General features: G+C 68.5%; 11 protein-coding genes. 4 read left to right on the forward strand and 7 right to left on the reverse strand.

Annotated features, from left to right (window positions below; translation table 11 throughout):
• Nucleotides 1-251 precede the first annotated feature (251 nt).
• The 6 genes from HUX53_RS11835 to HUX53_RS11860 form a co-directional block, all read right to left on the reverse strand.
• Nucleotides 252-1487 carry an ABC transporter permease gene (locus HUX53_RS11835; RefSeq protein WP_217919348.1) on the reverse strand — a complete coding sequence of 412 codons (1236 nt, stop codon included), beginning with the start codon at nucleotides 1485-1487 and terminating at the stop codon, nucleotides 252-254.
• Nucleotides 1484-2173, reverse strand: coding sequence for an ABC transporter ATP-binding protein (locus tag HUX53_RS11840; protein ID WP_309237179.1), 690 nt, complete (start codon nucleotides 2171-2173; stop codon nucleotides 1484-1486). The genes HUX53_RS11835 and HUX53_RS11840 overlap by 4 nt, the downstream gene beginning before the upstream one ends.
• Nucleotides 2170-3078 carry a peptidoglycan-binding protein gene (locus HUX53_RS11845; RefSeq protein ID WP_176403222.1) on the reverse strand — a complete coding sequence of 303 codons (909 nt, stop codon included), beginning with the start codon at nucleotides 3076-3078 and terminating at the stop codon, nucleotides 2170-2172. The genes HUX53_RS11840 and HUX53_RS11845 overlap by 4 nt, the downstream gene beginning before the upstream one ends.
• 311 nt (nucleotides 3079-3389) lie before the next feature.
• Nucleotides 3390-4328 (reverse strand): hypothetical protein, encoded by a 939-nt coding sequence (locus HUX53_RS11850; protein ID WP_176403223.1) that lies wholly within the window; start codon nucleotides 4326-4328, stop codon nucleotides 3390-3392.
• Between the two features lie 84 nt (nucleotides 4329-4412).
• Complete coding sequence (locus HUX53_RS11855; RefSeq protein WP_176403224.1) at nucleotides 4413-4799, reverse strand: hypothetical protein; 387 nt, start codon at nucleotides 4797-4799, stop codon at nucleotides 4413-4415.
• 487 nt (nucleotides 4800-5286) lie between these two features.
• Nucleotides 5287-5778, reverse strand: coding sequence for a hypothetical protein (locus HUX53_RS11860; RefSeq protein ID WP_176403225.1), 492 nt, complete (start codon nucleotides 5776-5778; stop codon nucleotides 5287-5289).
• On the opposite strand from HUX53_RS11860, the gene HUX53_RS11865 reads away from it, so the two are divergent.
• On the forward strand, nucleotides 5761-5958 hold the full coding sequence (locus HUX53_RS11865; protein ID WP_176403226.1) for a hypothetical protein: 198 nt from the start codon (nucleotides 5761-5763) through the stop codon (nucleotides 5956-5958). The genes HUX53_RS11860 and HUX53_RS11865 overlap by 18 nt on opposite strands.
• On the opposite strand, the gene lysX is transcribed toward HUX53_RS11865, so the two are convergent.
• A complete protein-coding gene (gene lysX / locus HUX53_RS11870) occupies nucleotides 5955-9254 on the reverse strand; it encodes a bifunctional lysylphosphatidylglycerol synthetase/lysine--tRNA ligase LysX (protein WP_176403227.1) in 3300 nt (1099 codons plus the stop codon). The two genes, HUX53_RS11865 and lysX, sit on opposite strands and share 4 nt — an antisense overlap.
• A 185-nt stretch (nucleotides 9255-9439) precedes the next feature.
• Between lysX and HUX53_RS41000 the strand changes: the two genes are divergently transcribed.
• From HUX53_RS41000 to HUX53_RS11885, 3 genes are all read left to right on the forward strand, one after another.
• Nucleotides 9440-11383, forward strand: a complete 1944-nt coding sequence (locus HUX53_RS41000) for a serine/threonine-protein kinase (protein WP_255205174.1) — start codon at nucleotides 9440-9442, stop codon at nucleotides 11381-11383.
• On the forward strand, nucleotides 11383-13050 hold the full coding sequence (locus HUX53_RS39980) for a serine/threonine-protein kinase (protein WP_217919349.1): 1668 nt from the start codon (nucleotides 11383-11385) through the stop codon (nucleotides 13048-13050). Before HUX53_RS41000 ends, HUX53_RS39980 begins: the two co-directional genes overlap by 1 nt.
• Nucleotides 13051-13072: 22 nt before the next feature.
• Nucleotides 13073-13867, forward strand: a 795-nt coding sequence (locus tag HUX53_RS11885; protein ID WP_176403228.1) for a serine/threonine-protein kinase, incomplete at its 3' end; no start/stop codon positions are given.

A 13867-nucleotide genomic window follows, 5' to 3' on the forward strand; every position in this document is an offset into this window, starting at 1 on the left:
CCGTTGCACTCGGTCGAGATCGCCATCGGCGAACACCACATCACCGCCGAACCAACCATCCCCGCCGAGGCCAGAGACATCCTCAACAAACTCCCACCACCGGGGCACTAGACCTGTGAGAGTCAGGCCGGACAAACACCGCGGATTCCGTTGGGTATCCGAATGCGGAAGGGCGGGGCCCGCGCCGGCCCGGCCGTCAAATGAGCCGCACGCCCTACCCGGCGCGGTTCGCCCTCGTCCTGCTTGAAGATTTAGCGACGCAGTGCTTCGGCCGGTTCGATCCGGCTCGCTCGCCATGCAGGGTAGAGCCCGGCGACGAGACCGGTGATGGCGCCGACGAAAGGTGCGGGCAACACTGTTTCGGGTGCGAGAAGCGGCGTCCAGTCTTTTGCCCATGCGACGCCGATCACGGTTGCGACGCCGATGCTGGTGCCTGCCATCGCTCCAAGGAGGCCGAGGGTCGCTGATTCTATGAGGAATTGGAGCGCAACATGGTGACGGCGCCCGCCGAGGGCGCGGCGGAGCCCGATCTCGCCCACGCGTTCGAGAACAGCGACTAGGGTCGTGTTGGCGATCCCGACGCCGCCGATGGCAAGGCAGATCGCTGCGAGCACCAGGAACAGGCCCTGGAGTTGGTCATTGACCTGGCTCTTCAACTGGGTCGGGCTGAGCGGCGGGAGTGCGTGAAGGCGCGACGGGTTGTCTGGCCGCAGCGCAACCGGCGCCTGGCTGGCGACGACGGCTGCGGCGCCGAGTCGGGTGTCGATCAGCATCCGCGCTTCGGTCTGCTGGGGTGGCCCCCACAATGCCGTGTAGGTAGCGTCGGGGACGATCACACTCAGTAGTGTCTCGGGCATCCGGTCAACGTTGTCGAAGATGCCCATGACGACGAAGGCACGGCCTTCGATAAAGACGGCCCGATCGTGCGTGAGGTCAGTAATCCCGAGTTCTTTGGCGGCAGTTGCGCCGAGGAGGCAAACCTGCTGGCGGGTGCGGCGGGAGAAGTTGTCGAAAGCGCGGCCGGTACTGACGCGGGCGTGCAGTGCGGGCAGCAACCCCGGTGAGGCCGCGAACACTCGCAGTTGCTGCTGTTCATCAGTTTGGGCAGCGGGACGAGCCGATACTCGTCGACCTCCGGCTCCGGAATCCCAGAACACTCCGGCAGCCCGGACGCCGTTGACATGCGCGATCCGTTGCTCAGCATCAGCGGGAAACGCGAGCGAGTGGTCTCCGGTCGCCTGATCCTCAACGATGACCTGGGTCGCTTCGAGCCTGGTGAAGTTCGCGCTGATCTGTCCTGAAGCGGTCGCCGTCAGACCGAGAACCGAGACGAAAGCCGCCACGCCCAGCAAGGTGCCGAGGGCGGTCAGCGCCGCCCTGCCCGGTCGTGACAGGACTGCGTCCACAGCCTCCATGACGACGTCGTAGAACGACAGCCGGGTGGTCTGCTCGACTGGCCTGGCCGTGCTGCGGCGGCGCACCTTCACTTGGCCTCACCACTCGACTCGGTCAGGTGTCCATCCCTGATCGTGACTGTTCTCAGCGCGCGGGCGGCGAGCGAGTCGTCGTGAGTGACCAGCAGTACGGTGAGGCCGCCCGCGTGCAAAGACTCGATGAGGGACATGACCTCGTGAGCTGTCTTACTGTCCAGGTTCCCTGTTGGCTCGTCGCAGAGCAGCAGGCTCGGCTTGTTCACTAGCGCCCGTGCTATGGCCACACGCTGACGTTCACCTCCTGACATTTGGGAGGTCAGCGAATTAGCGCGGTTCGAGAGGCCCACTCTGTCGAGCATCGCCATTGCCTGTCGTCGGCGATCTTTACGCCTGACCCCCACGTAGAGTTGCGACAGCATAACGTTCTCCGCGGCGTTCCGATGAGAGAGTAAATGGAACGCCTGGAATACGAAACCGATACGCCTGCCGCGCAGTGCGGTGCGTTGCCTCTCCTTGAGAAGGCTGGTCTCGATGCCATCGAGCCGGTAAGCACCCGTCGTGGGCCGGTCCAGCATTCCGATCAAATTGAGGAACGTTGACTTCCCTGATCCCGAAGGGCCGACGACCGATACGTACTCCCCTCGCCCAACGACCAGGTTCACATCTTCGAGGGCCGTGACCGGCGGGGGGCCGGGGTAGGTGCGACCGACGCTAGTGAAGTCGATGACCGGGGGTATCACCTTCCGACCACGACCCGATCACCTGGGCGCAATGCGTTACCCGCGGCGATCACCTCAACCATGCCGTCGGCGGAGGCGCCGGTCCGAACGTCGATGCGCTTCTGTGAACCGTTTGATAGCAACTTGATTACCTTCGTCGCCGAATCCGCGCTTCCATATACAGCCGACACGGGAACCGCCAATACCTTTCCCGAGGTCGATGCCGTTGTGATCGTCAGTTTCAAATCCTGGCCGATCCAGTCGGGGGGGAGAGTCTTTCTTGGTCTGACGGTCAGCGGATGGCCGGAGTTGCCTGAACCTTCGGTCAGGCCCGAGGCTGCAGGATTACTTCCTGGGGCTGGTGTGATCTGTGGACTGCCCGGTGTGCCGGAAGTGTAATGGCCGATCGCGCTGATGCGGCCCGATCTCGTTGTACCTGACTGATCGGAAGAGATTTGCACGCTCTGGCCGATCGAGACCAGGGGCCTATCCTCCGGCGACAAAAGTGCCCGAACATTTAGGCCTCCTGAGGCCAAGGACATGACCGTCCCCTTGCTCTCCTTCCCCACCCTGGCCTGCAGATCATCGACGATCGCCGTAGTGTCGGGGATGTACACGACCTCGCTGGCTGGAAGTAGCATCTTCGACTGCCCGGACCCCGGGCCGGTGGCGGGGGATGCCGTCGGTATCGTTGAGACGCGTTCACCCGGGGGGCGGTATCCGAGGCGGGTGTACAGCGTCTTCAGTGCCCTCGCGGTTGCTGCGTTGAAGACGCCCGAATTCGCTCCAGTGGATAGGCCCAGTTCGCCCAGCGCATGCTGAAGCTCCAGCACATCTGGACCCGCGTCACCAGCATGGACGTCGCGGTAGGTAGGGAAGCGGCCGTGCAGGACGATAACCGGGCGACCGGAGATCTCGACGACCACCGTTCCCGCGCGGACCTTGCTTCCCGCATGCACCGGCAACTTAGTGATTACTGCTTTCGATCCCTCGGGAGGAGAGGCCTGGACTGTTACGGACGCCTTGGCTGCAGTTGTCCCCCGTAGGACGATGGTTCTCCTGAGCTGGCGTAGTACGACCTCAGACGTGAGCACTGAGCGGCTGGGAGGAGCGCTCTCGGCCGCGACTTGCTGAGGTGACTTGATCAGGGTGGATAATCCCAACCCGGCCAGGGAGGTCAGGGCAGTGCCACCGAGCACACCGAGTAGGACAAGCCTGCCCTTTCGGGGCGCCATTATCAGCCCCCGTTCTGAATGATCTTCTTAGCGTTGGTCACTACATCCTTCTGGATCTGGATGTAGGCGGCAAGTTCTCCCTGCCGTGATCCGAGCCGCTTATCGTACAGTTCTTGCGTGACCTGGTCGTAGGTCTCAGTGGTCTTCATGTCGCGGTCGCAGGTCGCGGCGGCAACCGCCAACTGAATCTCCCGTTGACGGATCTTGGTGAGATCTCCGGTGGCATGGCGATAGGGATTCAGTGCCGCGTTCATCATCGCCGTCTGGTTGGGATATGAATATCCTGCCCTCCGCACGCAGTCAACCCATTCCTTCTGGGTTTTCACGACTCGCGGATCGGCATTTACGGCCTTATCGGTACCCCGCCCTACAGTTGCCGCGAAGATCTGGTGCTGGGCGTAGCGCTCCGGGGAACCATAGAGCTTATGCAACGCAGCGGTCTGGCATCCGTTCCGCGGGTATGTTTCCCGGCCGCCACCAGGGAATTGAATCACAATCTCCTCGTTCGGCTTACCGTCGCGCGTAATCGTGAAACGCGCCGCCTCGGTTTTGGAAAGAGTGGCGACGTAACGAGTGTTGGCGTCTTGTTGCGGACCTCCCGTCTCGGGGTGAGCTCCCTTACGGGGGTCGCCGCCGTAGCCATTGACGCGGGCCTGCTCTACGGTCTGGCCGAACGGTACCGCTTCACCTATCTCCGGCTTGTTGTCGGATGTGCCGAAGAGGAGGTACTTGAAGCCTGCCTTCGCCATGCAACTGCGCACCGCCAACTCGGTGGCGAGAGCGATCGCCTTATCGTCCTCAGGGCTGAGTTGAACGCCGATCCGGGGGTGGCTGCCGAGTCCTCCCGGGGGGATCGGCGTGCTCTTCGCAGTACTTACTGATCCGGACGAACAGCCGGCCAAGCCGACAAAAAATAGCGCCGCCAACGCCGTCTTGCGCATATGAGGCTTTCCTGTCAGTGAGATCATGGATAAGCCGCTATGGCCCCTGTTCTGCAGAGCGGGTGCCATAGCGGCCGGGGAAGTCTAGAGCCCGTCCACGTTGCATGTCGTATTCCGCGAGGTGCTCCAGAAGTTGGAGCCGCCCATGTTGCCGACCCAGCCGAGCTTGTGGGTCCGGGTCATGCAGTATTTGGCATGGCCGTTGTAGTCGTAGATGTTGAGGTAGAGCGACGAGGTCCCGTTGTCGTATGCAGAAGAGTCCTCCCCGGTCACGCCATAGACGTTCCAGTTGCCGTTGTCGCCGGCGAACTGGAAGTGGCCGCTGCTGTTGTTGCCGTAGTGAAGTCGGTAGAAGCAACCGTAACCAGAAGGGCACGATTCCCAGGCTGCTTGCGCGGGCGCTGCCCAGAAGACGCTCGCACCGGCAATTAACGATGCCGTTGCGTAGGCGGCGAGTCTGCCGATTCGCATTTACGCTCCTGACTGTTGGGGACACTCCGAGTTTCTATCCCCCGGTAAGATATACACGGTGATCGTCTCCCGGGCAGCCGAAATTGTGCAGGCTTTTTGTAGTTATGGCAATGCGCAGCGTAGTCCTGCCTGCTTGCAGAATGGACTGGCGCACCTGTGAAGTGTTGTGAGATAGATCACAGCCATACTCTTTGGTGTCCGGTGCCCTGGGTCGTCACGAGGCACCCTTGCTGGCTCCCTACGCCGACTGCACTCGCGTGATGTCGGACGAGCATCGAAAGGCCGTGTGCCGTGCAGGGTGTGGGCGGTTCCAGGGTTGGTTTGGGCGCGGTGTCCGGCGGCGGTCTTCGTCGAAGGTGACGTCCGGCCGAGCGGCCCGAGCTGGTGGAGATCGTCGGGCGTATCGCCGAGCGCGAGCCGGACCTCACCGACGACCAGATCGTCGAACTGGTAGCACGCCTACTCGACTGCCCCGAAAGACGAAGAACTACTGGTAGGCGCCCGCCTCCGCTATGAGGTTGAGCAGTACCGCCGGCGGCCCGGATAGTGCTCGGGCGCGCCCGCCCCCCTCTCTGCCGGACGGCGGGTGAGGCGGGTGGACGTCCTCGGTGAATTCGGGGGTCGGTGTCACTGGATGTCTGTACAAATGTCGTGTGACGGAGTGGGACGAGGGGCGCTGGCGCGGTTGCGGGGTGCTGTTCATGCCGGGCGTGGCGATGTCTCGGTGCTTCGTGGGCGTCCGCTCCGGCCGGTGCTTCAGTACGCCGGTGACCTGCTCGTGGCCGCTCTCGGTCGGGGTGGCCTTGATGTCGAGCTTGCTCGTGTGTGCCTCGCTGAGCTGCGCGAGCGCGGCCTTCCCGGGGACGCCGAGCTGGCCGACGACCTTGCGGCGGCGCTGGGGGAGCTTTGTACCGAGCCGCTCGTTCCGCTGCCCGCCGACCTCGGTGCCGTGGCCGCGGCCATGGAGGACGGTGATCACGTCCTTGACCTGGAGCGCGGCAACGTCTTGCCCGCCGACGAGGTGCCGGACGACGAGTGCGAGGGGCGGCGGTGGCTGCCGGTTCCGCCGGCCGTCCTGCCCGAGGGGGAGGACGCCCGGCGGGGAGCGGCGCGCGGGTGGCTCGCCGGCGAGGGGTACCGGCCGGTCCCGGCCCTCTAGGAGCCGGGGCGTACCAGGGGGAATGGGATCGTTTCGCGGATGCTGCGGCCGGTGAGGGTGATCAGGAGGCGGTCGATGCCCATGCCCATGCCGCCCGCGGGGGGCATCGCGTATTCCAGGGCGCGGAGGAAGTCCTCGTCCAGTTCCATGGCCTCCGGGTCGCCGCCGGCGGCCTGGAGTGACTGCTCGGTCAGCCGCTGCCGCTGCAGGATCGGGTCGATCAGTTCGGAGTAGGCGGTGCCCAGTTCGAGGCCGAAGACGATCAGGTCCCACTTCTCGGCGAGGCGCGGGTCCGACCGGTGGGGGCGGGTCAGCGGGGACGTCTCCGCCGGGTAGTCGCGGACGAACGTGGGCGCCGTCAGGTCCTCCTCGACGAGGGCCTCGAACAGCTCCTGGACGATCTTGCCCTGCCCCCACTGCGGGTCGCAGTTCAGCCCGTGCCGCTCGGCGAACCCCCGCACGGCGGTCAGTGGCGTGCCGGGGGTGACCTCCTCGCCGAGGGCCTTCGACACCGACTCGTAGACGGTGATCTCCTGCCAGGGCTCGGCGAGGTCGTACTCGACGCCGTCCCGGACGACGACGGTGGTGCCGAGGGCGGCGCGGGCCGCGTCCACGACCAGGGAGCGGGTCAGCGCCGCCATCGTGTCGTAGTCGCCGTACGGCTCGTACGCCTCCAGCATCGTGAACTCGGGGTTGTGCTTCTGCGAGACGCCCTCGTTGCGGAAGTTGCGGTTCAGCTCGAAGACGCGCCCGACGCCGCCGACCAGCAGGCGCTTCAGATACAGCTCGGGTGCGATCCGCAGGTAGAGCTGCATGTTGTAGGCGTTGATCCGGGTGGTGAACGGGCGTGCGGTGGCGCCGCCGTGCACCGGCTGCAGCATCGGCGTCTCGACTTCGAGGTAGCCGCGGTCGCGCAGCCCGTCGCGGACGGCGGCGATGGCGTCGCCGCGCATCCGCAGCATCCGGCGCGACTCGTCGTTCACGATGAAGTCGACGTAGCGCTGCCGGACGCGGGCTTCGGGGTCGGACAGCCCGGAGCTCTTGTTCGGGAGCGGGCGCAGGCATTTCGCCGTGAGCGTCCACGACGAGGCGAGCACCGACAGCTCCCCGCGCCGGGACGTGACGACCTCGCCGCGCACGCCCACCTGGTCGCCGAGGTCGATCAGCGTCTTCCACCGGTGCAGCGACTCCTCGCCGAGCGCGTCGGCGGTCAGCATGACCTGCAGGTCGGCGGTCTCGTCCCGCAGCGTGACGAAGATCAGCCGGCCGTGCTCGCGGGCCAGCACGACCCGTCCCGCGATCGCGGCCGGGGAACCGGTGTGCGTGTCGGGGGCCAGCGCGGGGAAGCGGTCACGGATGTCGGCGGCGAAGTCGGTGCGTTCGCAGCCGAGCGCGTACGGCTCCATCCCGGCGGCGCGGATCTGGTCGAGCTTGGCGTGCCGGACCCGCTCCTGCTCCGACAGCCGCCGCTGCGGCGCCCGCGCCGCGTCCGCCGCCTCCTCGATCTCGCGGATCTTGCCGACGAGCTCGGTGGTCGGGACCATCGCGGCGGCCCGGTCCAGTTTCGGGCGGTTCAGGCTCGGCAGGAACCCCTCGGCCCGCGCGTAGGCGAGGCCCAGCCGGATCAGGTGCCGGCCCTGCGTGTAGCAGATGAAGCGGGGGCGCCAGTGCGGCAGGTATTTGGCGTTCGACAGGTACAGCGATTCGAGCTGCCAGAACCTCGACGCGAACGACAGGAACTTGTAGTAGAGCCGCGCGACCGGCCCGGCCCCTATCTGGGAGCCGCGCTCGAACGCCGACCGCAGCATCGCGAAGTTCAGCGACAGCTGCTGCGCGCCGACCGCCGCGGCCTTCTCCGCCAGCTTGGCGACCATGTACTCGTTCAGGCCGTTCTCGGCGAGCCGGTCGCGCCGCATCAGGTCGAGGGACAGCCCGGCCCGCCCCCACGGGACGAAGCTGAGCAGTCCGCGCAGCTCCCCGTGCGCGTCGAACGCCTCGACCATGACGCAGCGCCCGTCGGTGGGGTCGCCGAGGCGGCCGAGCGCCATGGAGAAGCCGCGCTCGGTCTCCTCGCCGCGCCAGGCGTCGGCGCTGCGGATCAGCTTGGCCATCTCCCAGCCGGGGATCTGCGAGTGCCGCCGGATCCGGATCGTGTACCCGGCCCGCTCGACCCGCCGGACGGCCTGCCGGACCTGCCGCATCTCGCGCCCGTCGAGGTTGAAGTCGGTGAGGTCGACGATCGCCTCGTCGCCGAGTTCGAGCGCGTCGAACCCGTGCCGCTTGTAGATGTGGGCGGCGCGCTCGCCGACGCTGACCGCGCCCGGGATCCAGGCGTGGGCGCGGCATTCGTCCAGCCATGCCTCTATTGCCTGGTCCCACGATTCGGGGTCGCCGAGCGGGTCGCCGCTGGCCAGCGAGACCGAACCCTCCACCCGGTAGGCGATGGCCGCCTTACCGTTCGGCGCGACCATGACGTCCTTGTCGCGGCGCAGCGCGAAGTAGCCGAGCGAGTCCTGGTCGCCGTACTCGGCGAGCAGGGCGCGGGCCGAGAGCTCCTCGCCGGGGGACAGGACGGGGTCGCGCCGCCCCGGCTTGAACAGCGCCCAGAACGTGACGATCAGCAGCCCGGTGCCGAGGCTCCACAGGATCGCGTCCACCCAGAACGGCACCGACACGTCGATCGGCTTGCCGGTGACGCGCGGCCCGAGGACGGTCTGGGAGATCGCGTAGAGCGGGTGCGTCCAGAAGTCGCCGTTGGCATTCCGGTCGGTCACGGTGACCAGGAATGTGCCGATTCCGCAGGTCACGACCAGGAGGCTGGTGAAGACGATGGTGGCGAGCCGGCGGTTGGCGCGGTCGGGCAGCGTGGTGAACTGCCCGCGCGCGGCGATCAGCAGGCCGAGCACGGCGAGGTACACGGCCGCCGTGACGATCAGCCCGATGGGCGTCGGCATGTCCGGGTTGATCAGCGTCGTCAGGACGGCGGTGACGGCGAGCGCGGTCGGCAGGCAGAAGATCAGGACGAGGATCCGCCAGGCCGCCTTCTTGCGCCGCCGGACGCCCATCGACAGCAGGATCCACAGCAGCCCGATGGGGACGCTGGGGAACCAGCCGAGGTATCCGATCCAGCGCAGCGCCCAGATATCGGCTATCTCAAGGATGAGACCATAGGAGACCCAGGCGAGCAGCGACAGGATCCCGGAGAGACGGGTGTACCAGAAGAAGATCGTGGGCGCGGCCTGGATCAGCCGTCCCCACTCGCCCCGCAGGCCGCCCTGCGGGCCTTTGTCGATCATGGTCCCCCGGTCGGCTTGCGGTACTGGCCTCTCCTTTTTACCGGCTGTCACGTCGACCACGCTTTCGTCCGCGCGCGCCCGTCCGGCGGCGAACCTCGCGACGGTGCCGGACGTCGTACGGGTAGGGGGATGCTGCTTGCAAGCTCGGTCCAAGGTTGTCAGCAAAAGTCGATATGGTCGCGGATATGCCGAATGAACCCACCGGTGAGCGGTTGCTCGCCCGCCGCTACCGCCTGGTGACCCAGGTGGGCCGGGGCGGCATGGGGACGGTCTGGCAGGCGCACGATGAGGTCCTCGGTCGGGACGTTGCGGTGAAGGAGGTCATCCTCCCGCATGGTCTCACCGATGAGGAACGCGCCGTGCACCACAAGCGCACGTTCCGTGAGGCCCGCACCGCCGCGCGGCTCGGCCATCCCGGTGTCGTCACGGTCTACGACGTGGTCGAGGAGGACGACCGGCCTTGGATCATCATGGAGCTGATCAAGGCGCGCTCCCTGGACCAGGTGATCAAGCAGGACGGCCCGCTGGAGCCGCGCCGCGCCGCCGAGATCGGCCGGCAGATGCTCGCCGCGCTGCACGCCGCGCACGGCGCCGGCGTCCTGCACCGCGACGTCAAGCCCAGCAACGTGCTGATCACCGGCACGGGGCGGATGGGCGAGCGCGCCGTGCTCACCGACTTCGGCATCGCGACCGCGTCCGGCGACGCCACGCTCACCCAGACCGGCCTGGTGATGGGCTCGCCCGCCTACATCGCGCCCGAGCGCGCGCGGGGCCGCGTCGCCGGCCCGGCGTCCGACCTGTGGTCGCTCGGCGTCACCCTCTACGCGATGCTGCACGGCCGCTCGCCGTTCGAGCGGCCCGAGCCGATGGCCGCGCTGGTCGCGGTGATCTCCGAGGAGCCCGACCCGCCGGAGAAGGGCGGCCGGCTCGTCCCGGTCATCGAGGGGCTGCTGCGCAAGAACCCCGACCAGCGGATGGACGCGATCGAGGCCGGCGCGCTGCTGGACGACATCGTCCGCCAGGAGACCGTCGACACCCAGCGCACGATGGCCGTCGAGTTCGCCATGGACGATCTTCCCGGCCCGCAGACCACCGTCCAGGACCCCTACGGCGCGCAGCCGTACGCGGAGGCGTACGCCGAGCCGTATCCGGAGACGTACGCGCCCGACCAGCCGTTCCCGGACGAGATGGACGACGCCGCGGCCCCGGAGCCCGGTGTCACGGCGGCGTCGCCGGAGGCCCGCCCGGACCAGCTGACCAGCTTCGACATTCCCACCGCCAAGGCCCGCGCGGCCGGCTCCGCCAACCCGGGGGAGACCGCGCCCGATCCCGACCGGGTCAGCTCGTGGCGTCCCGGCCCGCGCGCGGAACCGGCGGGCGCGGTCGCGTCCGAGCAGGGTCCGCCCGAGCCGGGGCCGTCCACGCACTTCCCGCCGACGACGCACCCGGCCGTGCGGCCCGCGCTGGCCGCCAACCGCAATGTGGTGATCGTCGCCGCGATCGTGCTGGTCGTCATCGTGGTCGTGGCGGGCATCGCCCTCGCCAGCAGCGGCGGCGGCAAGGACGACAAGACGGCACCCAAGCTCCGCAGCGCCCCGCCGTTGGTCCCGGCCACGTCCGCCTCGCCGAGCGCGACGCCGAGCGCCTCGCCGAGCAGCGGCGCCCTGCCCGCCGGGTTCACCATGCACAAGGACGCCAGCGGCTATTCGGTGCCCGTCCCAGCGGGCTGGAGCGGCCCCGAGCGCAAGCAGGGCGGCGACTACTTCTACTCGCCCGACCGCGAGGTCTACCTCCAGATCGACCAGACCGACGACCCGGGCGACAGCGCGATCGACGACTGGCGCAAGAGTGCGCGGAACGTCGCCCGCTTCCCCGGCTACAAGAAGATCAGGATCGCGCCGACCGGCGACCACCCGCCCGTCCCCGACACCGGCGACGGCGACGACTCCGCCGACTGGGAGTTCACCTACAACGGCGACGGAGGCCGGGTGCACATCCTCAACCGAGGGTTCGTGACGAACGGGCACGGCTACGCGATCCTCCTGTGCGCCCCCGACGCGGACTGGAGCAAGGTGTACGCCGACCTCCAGCCGGTCTACGAGCACTTCGCGCCGGCGGACGAAGAGTGATGGCCGGCCGCCTCCTCGCCGGCCGGTACCGGCTCGAATCCGTGGTCGGACGCGGCGGGATGGGCACGGTGTGGCGCGCCCGCGACGAGACCCTCGACCGCGAGGTCGCGGTCAAGGAGGTCGTGCTGCCCGCCGGGCTGAGCGACGATGAGCGCGAGAACCGGCACCGCCGGACGCTGCGCGAAGCACGCGCGTCGGCGCGGCTGAACCATCCGGGCGTCGTGACCGTACACGACGTCGTGGACGAGGACGACCGGCCGTGGATCGTCATGGAGCTGGTGCGGGCCCGCTCTCTCCAGGACATCGTGGACGAGGACGGGCCGCTGCCGCCCGGCCGCGTCGCGACGATCGGGCGGCAGATCGCGGGCGCGCTGCGGGCGGCGCACGCGATCGGCATCCTGCACCGCGACGTGAAGCCCGCGAACGTGCTGGTCGCGGACGACGACCGGACCGTCCTCACCGACTTCGGCATCGCGCAGATGGCCGGGGACGCGACGCTCACCGGCACCGGGCTGCTCATGGGCTCGCCGGCGTACATGTCGCCGGAGCGGGTGAACGGCGACCCGGCGGTCCCCGCGTCCGACCTGTGGGCGCTCGGTGCGACCCTCTACGCGGCGACCGAGGGCAAGGCGCCGCATCACCGCAGCGACGCGATGGCCGTCCTCGCGGCCGTGATGACGCAGGACGTCCCGCCGCCGAAGAACGCGGGGCCGCTCGCGCCCATCATGACCGGGCTGCTGGAGCGCGACCCGGTGCGGCGGCTGAGCGGCGACCAGGCGGAGGACGCGCTGAAGGCGGTCGCGTCCGGCCACGCCGCGAACCTGCCCGTCGCGCAGCTCGCGCCGGGGGAGGCGACGGCCGTGGACGGGGCCGCCGCCGCGCATGGCGCACCCCCGCAGATCCCCGTCCCGCCTTCCGGCATGACCGCGCCGGTCCCGCCGGCGCCGCTTGGCCAGCAGTGGACGCACGGATACACGCAGCCTCCGCCGCGCAGGCGGTCGCCGCTCCTGCCGATCCTCGGGGGCGTCGTCGCGGCGGCGGCGGTCCTGGCGGTCGCCGGGGTCGTGCTGTGGGCGAACCGCCCGTCCTCCGGAGACGACACGACGACCACGCAGTCGCCCACCACCGTGGCCAGGCAATCCACGCCCAGCACGCAGAACACGCCGCGCGGCACGACGCCCGCGTCCAAGCCCGCGTCCGTGCCGTCGGCGAGCGCGATACCGATGCCGAACAACCTCGTTTCGGCGTCCGGCCCCGGGTTCGCGATCGGCGTCCCGAAGGGGTGGCGGCACTCGACGCAGGGCAACAGCGACGTCTGGACCGACCCCGCGTCCAGCGCCTACATTCAGGTCGACCGGACGGGCTGGACGGGCGACCCCTATGATCACTGGTTCGCTTGGGAGCGGGAGGCCATCGCGGACGGCAAGTTGAAGGGCTTCCATCGGGTCGGGGACATCACCCGAACGGAGGTCGCGGGGTACCGGGCGGCAGACATCGAGTTCACCTGGACCCGCGGCACCGGCCTCACCCGGGCGCGCGACCGGGGCGTGATCATCGACGGGCGGTCGTACGCCGTCATCATGGCGGTTCCCGCGTCCCAGTGGAACGAGAGCGAGCCGCTCGTGAAGAATGTGCTCGACACGTTCCGTCCCTCCGGGGTGGGATGACCAATGGGGGGACTCTTCCGACATGGCACAGGCACGTCTGCTCGGTAACCGCTACCGGCTCGACTCGGTGGTGGGGCGGGGCGGCATGGGCACCGTGTGGCGCGCCCGCGACGTCATGCTTGACCGCGAGGTCGCGGTCAAGGAGGTCGTGTTCCCGCCGGGCCTGAACGACGACGAGCGCGCCGTCCTGTACGAGCGGACGTTCCGGGAGGCGCGGGCGTCGGCGCGGCTGAACCACTCCGGCGTCGTGACCGTCCACGACGTGGTGCAGGAGTCCGACCGGCCCTGGATCGTGATGGAGCTGGTCCTCGCCCCGTCGCTGCAGGACATCATCGAACGCGGACCAATGGACCACCGGCGGGTGGCCGATATCGGCCTGCAGATGCTCGGCGCGCTCCGGCACGCCCACGAGAAGGGCATCCTGCACCGCGACATCAAGCCCAGCAACGTGCTGATCACCGACTCCGGCCGGGTGGTGCTCACCGACTTCGGCATCGCGCAGATGGAGGGTGACGCGACGCTCACCCAGACCGGCCTCGTCATGGGGTCGCCCGCCTACATCCCGCCCGAGCGGGCGCAGGGCGAGCGGGCGGTGCCGGCGTCCGACCTGTGGGCGCTCGGCGCGACCCTGTACGCGGCGGTCGAGGGCCGGTCGCCGTACGAGCGGTCGGACGCGATGTCGTCGCTGCAGGCCGTGCTGACCGAGCCGGTCCCGCCGGCGCGGAACGCGGGGCCGCTCGCCCGGGTGCTGGACGGGCTGCTGGCGCGCCAGCCGGTGCACCGGATGACCGCCGTGCAGGCCGGGCCGCTGCTGGCC

This window comes from Actinomadura sp. BRA 177 (assembly GCF_013372625.1).
Lineage (GTDB): Bacteria > Actinomycetota > Actinomycetes > Streptosporangiales > Streptosporangiaceae > Spirillospora.

Excerpts from the sequence above, each read along its gene's own strand:
- HUX53_RS11850 (WP_176403223.1), bottom strand. The coding sequence starts at position 4,328 with ATGCGCAAGACGGCGTTGGCGGCGCTATTTTTTGTCGGCTTGGCCGGC.
- HUX53_RS11855 (WP_176403224.1), bottom strand. The coding sequence starts at position 4,799 with ATGCGAATCGGCAGACTCGCCGCCTACGCAACGGCATCGTTAATTGCC.
- HUX53_RS11865 (WP_176403226.1), top strand. The coding sequence starts at position 5,761 with ATGGAGGACGGTGATCACGTCCTTGACCTGGAGCGCGGCAACGTCTTG.
- lysX (WP_176403227.1), bottom strand. The coding sequence starts at position 9,254 with ATGATCGACAAAGGCCCGCAGGGCGGCCTGCGGGGCGAGTGGGGACGG.
- HUX53_RS41000 (WP_255205174.1), top strand. The coding sequence starts at position 9,440 with ATGCCGAATGAACCCACCGGTGAGCGGTTGCTCGCCCGCCGCTACCGC.
- HUX53_RS39980 (WP_217919349.1), top strand. The coding sequence starts at position 11,383 with ATGGCCGGCCGCCTCCTCGCCGGCCGGTACCGGCTCGAATCCGTGGTC.